The sequence below is a fragment of the Arthrobacter sp. NicSoilC5 genome, from assembly GCF_019977395.1.
GTDB lineage: Bacteria > Actinomycetota > Actinomycetes > Actinomycetales > Micrococcaceae > Arthrobacter.
This window is the reverse complement of the sequence record NZ_AP024660.1, coordinates 2118783-2135752: the sequence shown is the minus strand read 5'-3', so window position 1 is coordinate 2135752 and position 16970 is coordinate 2118783. Positions and strand designations below refer to the sequence as shown.

Annotated in this window: 14 protein-coding genes; 12 read left to right on the top strand and 2 right to left on the bottom strand. The window is 67.9% G+C overall.

Annotated elements, in window-relative coordinates:
• Positions 1 to 2 precede the first annotated feature (2 nt).
• Complete coding sequence (locus tag LDO22_RS10040) at positions 3 to 257, top strand: glutaredoxin family protein (protein ID WP_159630828.1); 255 nt, start codon at positions 3 to 5, stop codon at positions 255 to 257.
• A gap of 10 nt (positions 258 to 267) precedes the next feature.
• Positions 268 to 972 carry a redox-sensing transcriptional repressor Rex gene (locus tag LDO22_RS10035; RefSeq protein ID WP_159630830.1) on the top strand — a complete coding sequence of 235 codons (705 nt, stop codon included), beginning with the start codon at positions 268 to 270 and terminating at the stop codon, positions 970 to 972.
• Between the two features lie 71 nt (positions 973 to 1043).
• On the opposite strand, the gene LDO22_RS10030 is transcribed toward LDO22_RS10035, so the two are convergent.
• Together LDO22_RS10030 and LDO22_RS10025 are read right to left on the bottom strand one after the other, a co-directional pair.
• Positions 1044 to 1871 (bottom strand): hypothetical protein, encoded by an 828-nt coding sequence (locus LDO22_RS10030; protein WP_159630832.1) that lies wholly within the window; start codon positions 1869 to 1871, stop codon positions 1044 to 1046.
• A gap of 233 nt (positions 1872 to 2104) precedes the next feature.
• A complete protein-coding gene (locus LDO22_RS10025; protein ID WP_159630834.1) occupies positions 2105 to 2653 on the bottom strand; it encodes a YceI family protein in 549 nt (182 codons plus the stop codon).
• Between the two features lie 214 nt (positions 2654 to 2867).
• Between LDO22_RS10025 and LDO22_RS10020 the strand changes: the two genes are divergently transcribed.
• From LDO22_RS10020 to LDO22_RS09975, 10 genes are all read left to right on the top strand, one after another.
• Positions 2868 to 3548, top strand: a complete 681-nt coding sequence (locus LDO22_RS10020; RefSeq protein ID WP_159630836.1) for a histidine phosphatase family protein — start codon at positions 2868 to 2870, stop codon at positions 3546 to 3548.
• Between the two features lie 35 nt (positions 3549 to 3583).
• The gene (locus LDO22_RS10015; protein WP_224027212.1) at positions 3584 to 4162 is read left to right on the top strand and encodes a TlpA disulfide reductase family protein; all 579 of its coding nucleotides are present in this window, start codon (positions 3584 to 3586) and stop codon (positions 4160 to 4162) included.
• Between the two features lie 15 nt (positions 4163 to 4177).
• Complete coding sequence (locus LDO22_RS10010) at positions 4178 to 4933, top strand: cytochrome c biogenesis protein CcdA (protein ID WP_159630838.1); 756 nt, start codon at positions 4178 to 4180, stop codon at positions 4931 to 4933.
• A complete protein-coding gene (locus tag LDO22_RS10005) occupies positions 4933 to 6711 on the top strand; it encodes a cytochrome c biogenesis protein ResB (protein ID WP_159630840.1) in 1779 nt (592 codons plus the stop codon). Before LDO22_RS10010 ends, LDO22_RS10005 begins: the two co-directional genes overlap by 1 nt.
• Positions 6711 to 7799 carry a c-type cytochrome biogenesis protein CcsB gene (gene ccsB, locus LDO22_RS10000; RefSeq protein ID WP_159630842.1) on the top strand — a complete coding sequence of 363 codons (1089 nt, stop codon included), beginning with the start codon at positions 6711 to 6713 and terminating at the stop codon, positions 7797 to 7799. The genes LDO22_RS10005 and ccsB overlap by 1 nt, the downstream gene beginning before the upstream one ends.
• 255 nt (positions 7800 to 8054) lie before the next feature.
• Positions 8055 to 10112, top strand: coding sequence for an Hsp70 family protein (locus tag LDO22_RS09995; protein ID WP_346347084.1), 2058 nt, complete (start codon positions 8055 to 8057; stop codon positions 10110 to 10112).
• A gap of 1 nt (position 10113) precedes the next feature.
• Complete coding sequence (locus LDO22_RS09990; protein WP_224026977.1) at positions 10114 to 12198, top strand: LuxR C-terminal-related transcriptional regulator; 2085 nt, start codon at positions 10114 to 10116, stop codon at positions 12196 to 12198.
• A gap of 164 nt (positions 12199 to 12362) precedes the next feature.
• Positions 12363 to 13481 (top strand): IniB N-terminal domain-containing protein, encoded by a 1119-nt coding sequence (locus LDO22_RS09985; RefSeq protein WP_224026976.1) that lies wholly within the window; start codon positions 12363 to 12365, stop codon positions 13479 to 13481.
• Between the two features lie 117 nt (positions 13482 to 13598).
• Positions 13599 to 15479 carry a dynamin family protein gene (locus LDO22_RS09980; protein ID WP_224027211.1) on the top strand — a complete coding sequence of 627 codons (1881 nt, stop codon included), beginning with the start codon at positions 13599 to 13601 and terminating at the stop codon, positions 15477 to 15479.
• Positions 15476 to 16969: a dynamin family protein gene (locus LDO22_RS09975; protein ID WP_224026975.1), complete on the top strand. Its 1494-nt coding sequence runs from the start codon at positions 15476 to 15478 to the stop codon at positions 16967 to 16969. The genes LDO22_RS09980 and LDO22_RS09975 overlap by 4 nt, the downstream gene beginning before the upstream one ends.
• Position 16970: the final 1 nt, after the last annotated feature.

Here is a 16970-nt window from a genome sequence, read left to right as displayed (position 1 = left end):
CCATGGCTACCCCCCGCGTCGTCCTGGTCACCAAAGCTGACTGCCACCTTTGCGAGGAGGCGCGCGACGCCGTCGGCCGGGTCACTGCCTCGTTGGGCCTTACCTGGAGCGAAGAGTTGGTGGACAACCAGCCCGAACTGCGGGAGCGTTACGCCGAAGAGATCCCCGTGGTCCTGGTTGACGGGGTGCAGCGCGACTTCTGGAAGATCGACGAAGCCCGGCTGGAACGCGTCCTGCAGCGCGCCATGGCCAATTAGGGGGATGCGAGTGACGTCCTTGGATTCAACGTCCCAGCCTGTCCCGGGCATCCCGGATGCCGCGGGTGCACCGGCAAAGCAAATTCCCCCTGCTGCCGTGGCCCGGTTGACCCTGTACCTCCGGGCCCTGAACACGCTGCTGGCCGAGGGTGTTGAGCGCGTCTCCTCTGACTCTTTGGCGGAAGCCTCCGGCGTCAGTTCCTCAACGCTGCGCAAGGACCTGTCCCACGTGGGGTCCTACGGCACCAGGGGAGTAGGGTACGAGGTCCAGTACCTCAGCCGCCACATTGCCGCGGCCCTGGGGCTCACGCATGACTGGAAAGTGGCCATCGTCGGAGCCGGAAACCTGGGCAAGGCGCTGGCACGCTACGGCGGCTTTGAATCGCGTGGCTTCGATGTGGTGGCCATCTTCGACGCGGACCAGATGGTGGTGGGCAACGAGGTGGGATGGCTGCGGGTCAGCGACGTCGCGGACCTTGAGACCGTCCTCCACCGCACCGGGGCCAACATGGTGGTGCTGGCGCTTCCTGCGGCGGTGGCGCAGGGCATCTGCGACCGGGTGGTGGCGGCGGGCGTGCACAGCGTGCTCAGCTTCGCACCGGTAATGCTCCAGGTTCCGGAAGGGGTCAACCTCCGCAAGGTGGACATGGCCACGGAGCTGCAGATCCTGGCCTACCACGCCCAGCGGGCGCAGGCGCCGGGGCAGACAGCCTAGGGGCACGGTTTAAAGGCGGCGGCCCGGGATGCTGGACATCCCGGGCCGCCGTTGCGTTCTGTGGTTGGTGGTCAGCGCCCGTAAGGGTTGCCGAAGCCACCGGAATACGGGTTGGCGAAGGGCTGCTGCTTCCGGAAGTAGGGGGCAGCGGCAGGGAGGTAGAGCAGGACGATGGCGGCGATCCCCAGGACGGTCCCGATCGTTGCAAAGGAGGGGATTCCGAACAGGCCGAAGACCGACAGTGCAGCAAAGACGGTTCCCAGGATGCGTGCCCAGTTCTTGCCCTTGCGGATGAAGAAGGCCACCAGCAGGTAGAGGGCGGCGCCGATGATGCCAAAGACCACCAGGGAGCCGGCGATGAAGGGCTTGATGTCGTCGTAGGTGATGTCCGCCCCGCTGGCCCGGACCTGCTGTTCAAATTCCTGCCGGAACTGCGGGGCATCCAGCTGGGTGAGGTTGACGAGGATGGAGATGACGTAGATCGCGGTGGCAGCGATCAGCAGCCAGAATGCGATGTTCACCAGCTGGGGGACGCCGTTGCTTCCGGCCGGCTGCGGCTGCTCCGAGGGGTACTGGCCGTAAGGGGACTGGCCATACGGCGACTGCCCGTACTGGGGTGCATTCTGGCCGTAGCCCGGGGCCTGCGGAGCGTTCTGCCCGTACGGGGAACCGTACTGCGGCGCGTTTTGCCCGTACTGCGGCGCTGCGGGCGGCTGGGAACCGTACTGGGGCTGGTTCTGCCCGTACTGGGGAGCGTTCTGGCCATACTGCGGCGCGTTCTGGCCGTAGCGGGGCTGCTGTGGTCCGGGCTGCTGGCTGCCGGACTGGCCGTTCCCTGGCTGGCCATTGCCGGAGTGGGGGTCTTGGGGCGCGGGAGGCGGGACGGGAGGAGTACTCATGGCGTTCCTTCTGCAGGTCGGGATCCAGGTAGGCTGCCGGGAATCGGTCCTCAGCCTTCCCCCCAGCGTGGCTTAAGTCCACCGTACCCCCGGCGGGTGGCGTTGTGGGTGATTCAGGCGGGATCCACGCCCGCGGCCGGCAGGTGAACCCGGGGGAAAGGCCCTTGGTTAAACACGGCACCCCGGTACCGGGCCGGGATGGCCTGGTACCGGGGTGCCGTGAACGGGGAAACTTATGCTGCGGGGGCGATGAAGGCCAGTTCCAGGTTGATGGCAACCTTGTCGCTGACCAGCACGCCGCCGGCCTCGAGGACGGCGTTCCAGGTCAGGCCGAAGTCCTTGCGGCTGATGGTGGTTTCGGCGGTGAGGCCGGCGCGGGTGTTGCCGAAGGGATCGACGGCCACACCGTGGAGTTCGGTCTCAAGGGCCACGGGACGGGTGACGCCCTTGATGGTGAGGTCGCCCTGGAGTTCGTAGGCATCGCCCTTGGGGACGATCGAGTTGGAAACGAAGGAGATTTCCGGGAACTTCTCGACGTCGAAGAAGTCTTCGCCGCGGACGTGGCCGTCGCGGTTGACGTCGCCGGAGTCGAAGCTGGCGGTCTTGATGGTGGCGTTGACCTTGGAGTCGGCCACGTTCTCGGCGAGGTCCAGGGTGGCCTCGGCTTCCTTGAACTGGCCGCGGACCTTGCTGATGCCCGCGTGGCGGACGGTGAAGCCGATCTCGCTGTGGGAGTTGTCCAGGGTCCAGGTGCCGGTGGTGACGTCTGCGGGAAGTGCCATGATGTTGCTCCTTGGTGTGAATGCTGCTCGGGTCGGGGGGTTGAACCTTCATCGGTTGAAGTCTCAACTAACTTGCTGCATCCAGTATAAACATGCGTTTGCATCTTTTGTTCCCGGTTTCGGAACATTTCTTCAGAAACTTGAGTTCTACTCTTTGTAGAAAGCACGTGCGGAAGATTTCGGATCGCACGCCATCTTTGAGAAACTGGTAAACATGCCCCAAGCCACTGTCCATCTGCTCCGCCACGGCGAGGTCCACAATCCCGACGGCGTTCTCTACGGACGGCTCCCGGAATTCCACCTCTCCGAACTGGGGCAGGAGATGGCCCGGATGCTTGCCGAACACTTCCGCGAGCGTGCCGCGGGCGGCGCCCGGATCACCTACCTGGCCGCCTCGCCGCTGGACCGTGCGCAGGAAACCGCGCGGCCGACGTCGGAGGCGCTGCACCTGCAGATCCACACCGACGGGCGCATCATCGAAGCGGAAAACTACTTCGAGGGCATGAAGGTCACCAAAGCCGAACTCCGCCGGCCGAGGCACTGGCCGCGCCTGGTCAACCCGCTGCGCCCGTCATGGGGCGAGCCGTACAAGCAGCAGGCCGCGAGGGTGGCGGCTGCCGTCCAGGACGCCCGGCTGAAGGCTATCGAACTGGCTGCCGGCGACTTCGGCGCCGCAGGCCCTGAGGCCATCCTGGTCAGCCACCAGCTGCCCATTTGGGCGGCACGGCTGAGCGCGGAGGGCCGGCCGCTGTGGCATGACCCGCGCAAGCGCGAGTGCACCCTGACATCCGTCACGTCCCTGGTTTTCGACGACGACGGCTCGCTGGTGCGGGTCGAGTACAGCGAACCCGCGGCGTCCCTTCTTCCCGGTGCCGCCAGCACCCCTGGAGCCTAGCAGTGAGCAACAACAACCTTCCCTCGCGCCGCAGCATGCTTGCAGCAGGCGGCATGGCCCTGACCGCGCTGATCCTTGGCCTCTCCGGCTGTGCCCAGGAGGATGCGCTGGCCAAGCAGGCCAAGGCGGGAGACAACAAGAACTACGTTGCCGGCGACGGTTCCGTGACCGAGTTCGCCGCCGGGGACCGCAAGGAAGCCGTGCAGATCCAGGGCGCGCTCTTCAGTGGCGCCGCGGTCACCCCGGCCGACTTCCAGGGCAAGGTCAGCGTCCTGAACTTCTGGTTTGCCGCCTGCGCCCCCTGCCGCGTGGAAGCGCCGCTCCTTGAGGAACTGCACCAGGAGTTCAAGGACCAGGGCGTGCAGTTCTTCGGCGTCAACCTCCGGGACGAGAAGCCCACGGCAGAGGCTTTCGAAAAGACCTTCAACCTCACCTACCCCAGCTTCGACGACAAGGACGGCGGCGTCCTGCTGTCCGTGTCCGGCCTGGTGCCGCCCGGGGCCGTGCCCACCACCCTGGTGCTGGACAAGCAGGGACGGGTGGCCTCCCGCGTCCTCGGCGAAATCGAGAAGGGCACCCTGAAAGCCCTCATCACCGCCGCCGTGGCGGAATAGGGACAGGCCGGGACCGTGAACAGCCCCTTCGCCGAAGCCATCCTCAGTGGCTCCCTCCTGCTGGCCATTCCGGTGGCCCTGCTCGCCGGACTTGTGTCTTTCCTTTCCCCCTGCGTCCTTCCCCTGGTGCCCGGTTACCTGGGATATGTCACCGGACTGAGCGGCGTGGACCTGCAAAAGCAGAAACGCGGCCGGATGCTGGCAGGCATCGGACTGTTCGTCCTGGGCTTCTCGGTGATCTTCGTCCTGCTGGGCGGCGCGTTCGGCCAGCTGGGTACCCTGATCACCGGCAGCCAGAACGCCTGGATCACCCAACTCCTGGGGATCCTGGTCATCATCATGGGCATCGTCTTCATGGGCGGCTTCAGCTGGCTGCAGCGCGACGCGAAGATCCATGCCAAGCCGCCCGCCGGGCTCTGGGGAGCGCCCCTGCTGGGCCTGACCTTCGGCCTGGGCTGGGCCCCGTGCATCGGCCCCACATACTCCGCCGTGCAGCTGTTGAGCCTTTCCGGCGGATCCTCCGCCGCCAAGGGCGCCTTCCTTGCCTTTGTGTACAGCCTGGGACTGGGCATCCCGTTCCTGCTGATCGCGCTGGCCCTGCGCCGGGGGATGGGCGTCATGGCGTTCTTCCGCAAGCACCGCCTGGCCATCCAGCGGACCGGCGGCGGGATCCTGGTGGTCCTCGGGCTGCTGATGGCCACCGGCGTGTGGGGTGCCTGGGTGACCGGGCTGCAGTACTGGTTCCAAACCGACGTGAAGTTGCCGATCTGATGAGCGAGCGTGTGAACGTAAAGAAGAAGCAATCCGCCCCTGTCGCAGAGGCAAAGGCCCAGGCTGCCCTCCCGGCCCTGGGACCCAAGGGCATGCTCCGGTGGGCCTGGACCCAGCTGACCAGCATGCGCACCGCGCTGTTCCTGCTGCTGCTCCTCGCCGTCGCCGCCGTCCCCGGATCACTGTTCCCGCAGCGGCCGGCAAACCCGGCCGTGGTGACCCAATACATCAAGGACCATCCGGACTACGGCAAGCTGCTCGATTCCCTGCAGCTCTACGATGTCTACTCCTCGGCGTGGTTCTCCGCGATCTACCTCCTGCTGTTCATCTCCCTGATCGGCTGCGTGGTGCCGCGGGCCATCGCCCACTACAAGGCCATGCGCTCACAGCCGCCGCGGACCCCCCAGCGACTCTCCAGGCTGCCGGAATACGGCACCCTGGTGATCCCCGCCAGTGCCGCCGTCCCGGCGTCGGACGCCATCAACGGTGCGGCCGGCCTGCTGCGCAAGCGCGGCTACCGGGTGGAGGTCAGGGATGCCGACGGCGCCCTTCCGTCCCTGGGTGCCGAACGCGGCTTCATGAAGGAAGTGGGCAACCTGGTCTTCCACACCTCGCTCATCGGCGTGCTGGTGTCCGTGGCCGCCGGCGGCCTGTTCGGATACAGCGGCCAGCGCATCCTGGTGGAAGGCGACACCTTCGTGAACACCCTGGTGGGCTATGACCAGTTCAACCCGGGCACCAACTTCCAGTCCAGCCAGCTCCAGCCGTACTCGCTCCAGCTGGACAAGTTCAACATCACCTTCGACCGCGAGTCCCGGGGCAAGTTCGGCCAGCCCATCGATTTCGCCGCCACCGTGACCACCAAGGAAAACCCGGACGCTCCGCCCAAGCAGGAGATCCTGAAGGTCAACGACCCCGTGAGCCTGGGCGGCACCAGCATCTACCTCACGGGCAACGGCTACGCGCCGGTGGTGACCATCCGGGACGGGGCGGGCAACGTGGCCATGCAGGGCCCGGTGGTGGCCAAGCTGCAGGGCGAGAACTACTACTCCTCCGTGGTGATCAAGGTCCCCGACGCCCAGCCGGACCAGCTGGGCTTCGTGGGCTTCTTCCTCCCCACCGCGTTCGTGACGGACAAGAACGTCTCCTTCAGCGCCGACCCTGAGCTCTTCAACCCGCAGCTGACCCTGAACTCCTACTACGGCGACCTGGGTCTGAACAAGGGTGCTCCGCAGAACGTCTTCGAACTGGACGTCAAGAACCTGACCCCGCTCAACGCCAGGAACCTGGCCGCCGGGGGCATCACGCTGGCGCCCGGCTCCACCTACACCCTCCCGGACGGCAAGGGCAGCATCAGCTTTGACGGCGTGAAGCGGTACATCGGCGTGGACATCCACCACAACCCCGGGCAGTTGTACGCCCTGATCTTCGCCTTGCTGGCTGTGGCCGGCCTGATCCTTTCGCTCTACGTCAACCGCCGCCGCGTCTGGGTGCGCACCGGCACCGCTGACGACGGCCGCACCATGGTGGAATACGGGCTGCTGGCCCGCGGCGAGGACCACCGGCTGGCGGGCGAGGCGGCCGCGCTGCGGAAACTGTTCGCCACCGAGTGGCAGCTGGCCGACGAGGCCGCGCCTGACGCTGCTGCCCCCGAAAATACTGCCCCGTCCCAGCAAACTCCCAGCCGGACAGGCGATAATGTCGCAGGCTCCGCCGAAAAGGCCGAAGGCTCCGTCACCACCCCAGCAGGCCCCACCGGGCCCGAAAAGGACCAGTAATGCCATTTGGAATCAACGAAACCATGGGCCAGTACAGCGAACTCTTCATGCTGCTGGCGGCGGGCACCTACACAGTGGCCTTCATAGCCTTCGCCTGGGACCTGGCCAAGAGCAGCAAGGCCCTGCGCGCAGTTGACCTGAAGGCCGCCCAGGCCGGGGCTGCCACCAAGGTTCCCGTGGCCGCCGGTGTTGGCGCCGGCTCTGCCGGGGCGCGCCTGGACGGGCCCGCCGACCGGGCCGAGCGTCCGTCGTCGTCCGCTGCCAAGGCCGGCGGCGCGGGGGCAGGCGGTGTCGTAACGGCCGACGGCGACATGAAGTACGCCACGGAGCGCCGGGTTCCGGCGCGGGTCGCCGTGGCCCTGACCACCCTCGCCGTCCTCATCCACGGCGCCGGCGTGGTCACCAGGGCCCTGGGCGCGGGGCGGGTGCCGTGGGGCAACATGTACGAGTTCCTCACCACCGGCGCGTTCCTGGTGGCGGCCGTCTTCCTGCTTTCGCTGATCCGGCGCGACCTGCGCTTCCTGGGCACCTTCGTCGTGGGCCTGGTGATCATCATGCTGGTGGCTGCCTCGGTGGCCTTCTGGACCCCCGTGGGCCACCTGGTCCCCGCACTCCAGAGCTACTGGCTGGTCATCCACGTATCCATTGCCGTGCTTTCCTCGGCCCTGTTCACCCTGACGTTCGCGATGTCCGCCCTGCAGCTGGTGCAGTCCCACCGGCAGAAGACCGTTGCAGCCGGCGGCGCCGACAAGCTCGGTTTCATGCGCCTGGTGCCCTCCGCGCTGAGCCTGGAGAACCTCTCCTACCGGATCAACGCCATCGCCTTCATCGGTTGGACCTTCACCCTCATGTTCGGTGCCATCTGGGCAGAAAAGGCATGGGGCCGGTTCTGGGGCTGGGACACCAAAGAGGTCTGGACGTTCGTGATCTGGGTTGTCTACGCAGGTTACCTGCACGCCCGTGCCACCCGCGGCTGGACCGGGACACGCGCCGCGTGGCTGTCGATCGTGGGGTACCTGTGCGTGATCTTCAACTTCACCATCGTGAACCAGTTCTTCAACGGGCTTCACTCCTACTCCGGCCTCTAGAAACGGGCCCTTTCCGGGCCCTGGGCGGGGAATCCACCCGCATCGCGGCAACTGGCCGCTAAATAACCATTCGATGTAGCAACAGGGCTGTCCGCGGGTCCGTCGGAAATGCTACGTTGGTGACGTTCACTGTGATGAAGCTTGCATGTGGACCGCCAGCCTTCCGAGGTAACCATGAGCTACGCTCTCGCCGTAGACGTCGGGACCAGTTTCACGGCAGCCGCCGTTGTTCGTTTTCACCAAGGTCCCTCCGCTGTGCCTGAGTGCCTGCCTTTGGGCGCGCGTGGAGCGTCGGTTCCCTCCGTGGTGTACTTCCCGGAGGAAGGCACTGTCCTGGTGGGCGAGGTCGCGGAACGCCGCGGTCTGGACTCGCCAGAACGCGTGGTGCGGGAATTCAAACGCCGCATCGGCGACGACGTTCCCATCATCCTTGGCACCCTGGCGCTGCAGCCGGAGGACGTCTTCGCCACCATGGCCCGCTGGGTGGCAGACCGCGCGGCCGAACGCGAGGGGGGCCCGCCGTCGGCCGTCTACCTCACCCACCCCGCTGCCTGGGGCATCCACCGCCTGTCCGTCATCCGCGCCGCCCTTGCCGCCCACGGCCTGGAAAACGTCACCCTCCTCCCCGAACCCGAGGCCGCGGCGCTGCACTACGCCTCGCAGGTGCGGGTGGAGGAGGGCAGCACCATCGCGGTGTACGACCTCGGCGGCGGCACCTTCGATACCGCGGTCCTGCGGAAGTCCGGCAGCAGCCGCTTCGAACTGCTGGGCCGTCCGGAGGGCATCGAAGACCTGGGCGGGGCCGACTTCGACGCCGCGGTGTTCAGCTATGTTGCCGGGCACACCGGCACCGCCCTGGCAGACCTCGACCCCGCCGACCCCGCGGTCCTCGGGGCATTGGCCCGCCTCCGGCGCGAATGCGTGGAGGCCAAGGAAGCCCTGTCCTCCGACAGCGAGGCAAGCATTCCCGTGCTCCTGCCCGGCGTCCAGCAGCAAATCCGCCTGGTCCGTTCCGAGTTCGAGGCCCTGATTGAAGAGCCCGTACGGGAAACGGTGGACGCGCTGGAGCGCTCCCTGGCCCAGCTGCACCTGGAACCGGCAGACCTGTCCGCGGTGCTGCTGATTGGCGGCTCGTCCCGGATCCCCCTGGTAGCCCAGGTGGTGTCGGAGGAACTGGACCGGCCCATCGCCGTTGACGCGGATCCCAAGTCCTCCATTTGCCTCGGCGCGGCCGTGGCCGCGCTTCTCGCGCACGCCGCAGCCCGCGCAGAAACGGCAGCGCCCCAAACTGACGCGGCAGGAATTGAAACGTCCGCCGCTCAGGCGCCGCCCGCCGTCGTGCCTTCCGCAGTGCCACCGGCAACCTCCGGACCAGGGCTGCCCAGCTGGTCACGCAAATATGCGACGACGGCTGAAGCCGGCGCGGGGCACGGCGCCGTCCGGACTGCGCGGCGGGGGGAAAGAGGGGCACACGCCCCGAAACCCACGGTCCGGGTCACGGCTGTTGCCGCTGCCGCAGCCCTCCTGACGGTCCTCACCGCCACTGCGGCGCAGAGCCCCGACGGCTTCGGAAGCCTCACCGCCATGTTTGTACCGCAGGCGGGAGCGAGCACCGACGGCGGATCCGCAGGCACCGGCGGGGCGGAAGCACCAGGTGGAGGGGGAGGAGGAGCTGCAGCCGTTGGCGCCCCCCAGCCGCTCGCGGGCGTGGAGGCCAGCGCCAAAAAGCCAATCGCGCAGCAGCCCGGGCTCGACGTGTCCGCCTCACCCACCAGCAGCCAGGCCGCGGCCGGCGGCGCCACGGCGGGTGGGCCTGCGGCCGCCGGCGCAGCCCCTGCAGCGAATCCGCCGTCAGCAGCCGGGGGCAGCACTCCGGGGACAGTCATCGTTCCCGATTCAGCCACCATAGGCCCCGCAACGCCAACGGCCACCACGCAACCCGTCCCTACCGCGCCTGCCCCCACTGCCACCCCGGCCCCAACAACCGCCCCGCCCACGTCCACTGCCACGCCAACACCGACGACGCCGCCGCCGGGCACATCCTCGCCCGGCACGACCGTCGACCCCACGCTTGGCTCCGGAACCGCTCCCGCCGACCCGGGGACGTCTTCCCCCACCACCGGGGGAGCGACCCCCACCATCCTGCCCACCACCATGGCGGCTCCGGCCCCCACAGGTGACCCGCTCGTGTCCCCCACGGCCGACCTAACGCCCACCCCGACCGTTGCACCTTCACCCACGCCGGAGGAGTCCACCGTGACTCCGACGGACACTGCCGTCGCAACGGCCACGACCACTTCTCCGGGGGCCTGACATGGACGGACACATCCAGCGGGCGGAACGGCCCGTACCCCTGCTCACCGCACCTGACCACCAGGGCCATCCGCCCCACGCCGCGGAGCTGATGGCCAAGCAGTTGAAGGGCGCAAACGCTGCCGTCCGGGAGCTGCTGCTGGCACTTTCGGTGGGCTTCGCCCTGCCGGGACCGCTTCCGGCGGACCTCCAGCACAAGTTCATCAGCGGAACGGTGGAGGACCTTGATGCCCTGGTGGACCGCGCCGAAGCCGCAGGCCTGCTGCGGCCGGACGGCACGGTGGTGGGGACGGCCCAACACGCCCTTCTGACCGCCACCCCCACGGCCAAGGTGCACGCGCTCCAGCGGGAGCTCGTAACCGTCTTCACATCCGCAGGACAGCCGCTGGGGAACCTCGCCCGCGAGCTGGCCAGGGGAGGCCTTGCCGATCCACGGGTGGCCGCGGAACTGGAGCAGGCTGGGAACGCCGTGCTGGAGAATGACCCCAGGCTGGCGTCCCAACTCTACGAGGAAGCACTCCTGGCCGGCGCCGACCCGCTGGCCACCGCAGCCAGGCGCGCCCAGGCCGCAGCCGGCGACGGGGAACTCGACGCCGCGGCCCGCATCATCGACGCGCTCCTGGTCAGCCCGGACCCGCCGGACGTGCGCCGCGGAGCCGATGTCGCTGCCTCCGTCTGGGCGCAGCGGGGAATGCTGGCCCGCGGAGCCGACGTATACAGCTGGCTTGGTCCCGGACGGGTGGGCCCCTCCGCACCTCTTGCCGCCGTCGCCATGATCGGCGCCGGTGACCGGGCGGCTGCGGAGGCCTTCTTCCGGCCCGATGCTCCGGCGGCCTCGCCGACGCTGCTTGCGGCCGCCCTGGTCCAGACCGGACAGGGAATCCTGGCCTCCCTGGGGGACAAGCCGCAACAGGGCATCTCCATCCTGATCCACGCCTCGGACATGCTGAACTCGGCGGGCACGGCCCTTCCGCTGCCGGAAACACCGGCGGCCCTGGCAGCCCTGCTGGCCCTGCAGAGCGGTGAGCCGCACCTGGCGGAGACGGTCTGCAAGGCGGCAGCCGCAGCCGGACAGGGCGGCAACGCCGCCCAGCCAAGGCTCCTGCTGCTCCAGGCCTGGGCGGCGATGATGCAGGACAAACTCGAGGACGCCCGCCTGGCAGCCACGGAAGCGGCCAAAGCCAATCATTGGCCGCTGGTCCCGCGCGACGAGTTCATGTGCGCCGCCCTGGAGGTGGGGCTTGCGCGCCGGAACGGCGACGTGCCGGAGCTGCTCAGGGCATGGGAACGGGCACGCGAAGCCATGCTCCACACCTCGGTGGACCTCTACAACCTGTTGCCGTGGGGCGAACTGCTGATCGCCGCGGCCCGGCTGCGCGAGACACGCCGGGTGGCGCAGTACCTGGAGGACGCCTGGAAACTGCTGGGCCGCCTGGGTGGTCCTGCCCTGTGGTCCGTTCCCCTGCACTGGTCCGCCGTCCAGGCTGCGCTGCTGAATGAAAGCCCCGCCGATCTTGCTCCCCACGCAACGGCACTGGCGCGGGCCTCTGCCCACAGTCAGCTTGCCGCGGTGCTCGCCACGGCCGGCAAAGCCTGGGTCTCGGTGCTCGCCGGCCGGTTCCGGACCGCCGATGTGGAGGGTGCTGCCCGGCTGCTCGGTGCGGTGGGGATGCCCTGGGAGGGTGCACGGCTGGCCGGGCACGCTGCCGCCCGGGCCGACGAGCGTCGGGACATGATGCGCCTGCTCTCCTGTGCCCGGGACCTTCACCCCCAAGGCAGCCCTGCTGCCGGAGCATCAGGGGCGGCGGAGGTGCAGGCAGGAACCGGTACCGACGCCGGCAAAGCGGGGCAGCCCGACGCCTCCGGTTTGAGCGAGCGCGAAAAGGAAGTGGCCAGGCTGGTGCTTGAGGGCAAGACCTACCGGGAGATCGGCGAGGCAATCTACATATCGCCCAGGACCGCGGAGCACCACATTGCCAGGATCCGGCGCCGGCTGGGAGCGGAAAACCGTTCCGACCTGCTGGCCCGTCTGCGCCTGGCCCTTGGCGTGGAACATTCCCAGCCGCTGAATCCGCAGCAGGAATAACCCCTAACCCCCCTAGACACGGGGGTGCCAGTGCCCCGGAACAGCGCCCGGGGGTAGGGGGAAAGCGCCCGATGCACCGTCCCCGGCGGCGAATCTAGGTTTGAAGCAACCGGATACGTACACCGGATGATCCACAACTCCACGAAGATGTGAGGACCACGCATATGCCAACACTCGCAAATGACCTTGTTCAGTTCCTGATGCAGCTCTTCGGCGACCGGGAGGCGATCCAGGAGTTCCTGGATGACCCGGAGAGGGCACTGCAGGAACACGGCCTGGCCAACGTGTGCTCGGCTGACGTTGACGCCGCCATGCCGGTGGTCCTCGACTACGCTCCCATCACCGTCAATGCCACCTCCTTCGCCCGGGAGCACACCACCGGCGGCAACGGTGTGTGGGCCGGGCAGACGGGGACGCTGGGCGGCCACGGCGCAGGCCCCTCCGCCCTCCACGGCGGAGGGGCGGTTGCCGGGCAGGGGGGCGCCGGCTATGACCAGGACGACCACGCCCACGCGGTCCAGCAGCTCCACCACGTGGTGAACCACTTCTCCTACACCACCAACACCACCATGCTGGATGACCGCGTCACCATTACCGACCAGTCCGTCAACCAAAACATCTGGGCGCACGGGGACGTGGAGCAGTGGTTCGACAACGATGCCGTGGTGGCCTCCGGCGACCAGGCCGTGGCCGCCGGTGATGACGCCGCCGTCAGGGACTCCAACAACGTGCGGGACTCCTACAACGTCAGGGACTCCTACAACACCGACCACTCGACCGATAACTCCACGGACAACTCCATCCATGCCGGCAGCGACGTCAGCATCGGCAACGAGCAGACGGACATCTCCGACTCCTTCAACACCGATCTCGGCCTGGACGTGGACGATTCCTTCAACGACAACTCCGACAATTCCCACCACACGGATTACTCGGACCATTCCACCAGCACCGACGTGGACGTGGACGTCCGGGACTCGTTCAACGACAATTCCGACAACTCCACCCACAACTCCGTGGCGGTGGACGACTCCTACAACCAGGACACCTCCACCCTGGTTGAGGATTCCTTCAACCAGGACAGCTCCACCACTACCGCGGTGGAGGTCCACGTGGACGACTCGTTCCAGGACAACCCCGCCACCAGCATCGTTGAAGACAACCTGGTGGTGGCGGACAACCAGCTCGATTTCACGGAGGACAACTCCACGCACACGGATGTTGACCTGGACAACCACGCCACCATCGACGATTCGGTGGTTGACGACTCCACCGTGCTGTAACACGCTATTCCCGTGAGGCGAACCGCCCAGATCCGCCTCACGGGAACAGATCTTTTGGCGCTGGGGCAGGGGGGAGAGGCTGTGGCAGATGCAGAACCGGCACGGCCGGCGGCGCCCATGACGGCCGGACAGCTGGCCAAGCTCGTGGAGCAGGGCCTGCAGCTGGTGGGTGCCGGGGACCGCGAGGACCTGCGCAGGAGGCTCGGCCAGGCCATGGTCCGGCTGCAGGACCCCAGCATCAGGGTCATTGTGGTGGGGGAGTTCAAGCAGGGGAAGAGCAAGCTCATCAACGCCCTGGTGAACGCCCCGGTGTGCCCGGTGGATGACGATATTGCCACGTCGCTGCCCACCATCGTCCGCTACGGCGAACCGGCCTCGGCCGCCGTCCTGGTCCCCACGGCGGACAACCAGGCCGGCAACCAGGCGGCCAACCCTGCGGGCGACGGCGGGGACGGCAGCATCGAGCGCCGGCCCATTGAGCTGTCAGAGCTGCCGGCGCTCGTCTCCGAGCAGGGCAACCCGGGAAACAGCCGGAAGCTCGCGGCCGCGGAAGTTTGCCTGCCCCGCCGCGTCCTCACTGGGGGCCTGACCATCATCGACTCCCCGGGTGTGGGCGGCATGGGCTCCACCCACACGCTGACCACCCTCACCGCCCTTCCCACCGCGGATGCCATGCTGCTGGTCTCGGACGCCTCCCAGGAATACACGGAACCGGAACTGCGGTTCCTGCGCCAGGCCATGCGGATCACCCCCAGCGTTGCCGCCGTCCTCTCCAAAACGGACCTGTACCCGGACTGGCGCCGGGTTGAAGAGCTGGACAGGAACCACCTGGACCAGGTGTCACCGGACATCCCCTTGTTCGCGTTGTCCGCAGACCTCCGCCTCGAGGCCTCACGCCTCCAGGACGCCGAGCTCAACGCCGAATCAGGCTTCCCAGCCCTGGTGTCCCACCTGCGCAACGACATTGTGGGCAAGGCGCAGCGCATCCAGCGCCGCTCCGTCAGCCAGGACCTGCTCTCCGTCACCGAAAACCTGCGCCTGTCCCTGCAGTCCGAACTGGACGCGTTGGAGAACCCCGACGGTACGCCGCAGATGCTCGCAGCCCTGGAGCAGGCCAAAACGGAGGCGGACGAGCTGCGGAAGCGGTCCGCGCGCTGGCAGCTGACGCTCAGTGACGGCATCAACGATCTCATCGCCGACATGGAATACGACCTCCGCGACCGCCTGCGCCGGATCCAACGGGAAGCCGAGAACGCCATCGACCAGGGCGATCCCGGTCCTGTCTGGACGCAGTTTTCCGCGTGGCTCGAAGAGTGCGTTGCCGCGGCGGTCTCGGACACCTTTGTCTGGACCAGCGAGCGGTCGCAATGGCTGGCCGCGCAGGTGGCTGAGCACTTCGCCGCAGACGAGGTGTCACTGCCCGTCCTGCACGTGTCCGACTCCGGGGACGCCCTGGACCCGGTGGACCAGATGCCCGGGTTGGATCCCGGCCGCGTGAACCCGATCCAAAAAGTCCTCATCGGCATGCGGGGATCCTATGGCGGCGTCCTGATGTTTGGCCTCCTGACCGGGATTTTCGGGATGGCCCTGATCAATCCGCTGTCCGTGGGTGCCGGGCTGCTGCTGGGACGCAAGGCCTACCGTGAGGACAAGGAAACGCGGCTGAAGCGCCGCCAGGGCGAAGCGAAGGCGCTGGTCAGGCGCCAACTGGACGATGTCACCTTCCAGGTGGGCAAGCAGCTGAAGGACAGGCTGCGCCTGGTCCAGCGGACCATCAGGGACCACTTCACCGAGATCGCCGATGAATACCACCGGTCGCTGTCGGACTCGGTGGCAGCAGCCCAAAAGGCAGCCAACTCGTATGCCCAGGAGAAGGAAGGCCGCATCCGGGACATCAGGGCCGAGCTCAAGCGGGTGGACGCGCTGCACCGCGCGGCGGAAGCGGTGGCAGCGGAGGTTGCCGCCGCCGGAATCCGTACCGCGGCAGGGGTGGGATGACGGCGTCCACCACAGCCGGAGCGGCGGCACTGATCCGCGAAGCGCTGGAGGCCTATGCGGATGACCCGGACGCCGTCCAGTCACTGAAAGGCTACGCGCAGCGGTTGGCCGAGCCCCTGCGGATTGCCGTTGCCGGCATGGTGAAAGCAGGGAAATCAACCCTCCTGAATGCCATCATCGGCGAGGAGATCGCGCCCACGGACACCGGCGAATGCACCCGGATTGTCACCTGGTACCGGCACGGACGCACGCCCCGCATCACCCTGCACCCCACGGACGGCCTGCCCCGGAACCTCCCGTTGAAGCGCGTGGACGGGCGCCTGGTGTTCGTCCTGGACGGCGTGCGTGCGGAGGAGGTGGAGCGCCTCGACGTCGAATGGCCGTCGCCGGCGCTGAAGGCCATGACGCTGATCGACACCCCCGGCATCGCTTCCCTCTCCCAGGATGTGTCGGCACGGTCCATTCGGTTCCTGACCCCGGAGGATACGCCGTCGGAGGCTGATGCCGTGATCTACCTGATGCGGCACCTGCACGAATCCGATATCCGGTTCCTGGAATCCTTCCGAGACATCGGGGCGGGACGCTCAGGCACCGTCAACGCCATCGCGGTGCTGTCCCGGGCCGATGAGGTGGGAGCCGGTCGCATCGACTCCCTGCTGTCCGCCGGCACCATCGCGGAACGGTACAGCCGGGACCCCAACCTACGGAAGCTGGCCCTGGGCGTTGTCCCGGTGGCAGGGCTCCTGGCGCAAAGCGCCCGCACCCTGCGCCAGGCGGACTTCGAGGCCCTCCAGCTGCTTGCCACCCTGGACCGCGCCGCGCGCGAACGGATGCTGCTTTCCGCCGACAGGTTCCGCCGCTCCGCTGAACCGGACGGACTGACGGAAGAGGCCCGGACATCACTGCTGGAGCGCTACGGGCTCTTCGGCATCCGGCTCGCCATGGTCCTGGTCCGCAACGGATTCGGGGAGCCAACAGCCCTGGCCCATGAACTCGCCCGGCGCAGCGGCCTGGACCCGCTGCTGGAGCTGCTGGACCGCCAGTTCCAGGCGAGGGCGGGGGCGCTGAAGGCCAGGACCGCGCTGGCAGCGGTGGAAGACCTCCTGGCCACCCGGCCGCGGCAGGGAACGGAGCAGCTGGCGGCATCCCTGGAGCGGCTGCAGGCCGGCGCGCACGAATTCCGCGAGCTCCGGCTGCTGGCGGCGTTGCGGACCACAGGGGTGGAACTTGCTCCGGAACTGGCGGCGGAAGCTGAACGGCTCATCGGCGGCCAGGGCGCCGCGGCGTCACAGCGGCTGGGCGTGCCCTCCGATTCGCCTCCGGAGGTCCTGGCGGCGCAGGCCCGCCAGGTGCTGGGCCGCTGGCGCGCGGTCGCTGAAAGCCCCCTGACTGCACGGTCAGCCGTGGAGGCCTGCCGGGTGGTGATCCGCAGCTGCGAGGGCGTGCTGGCCGATTGCACCGGCAGGACGCGGCAGCCGCAATCGGCATAGT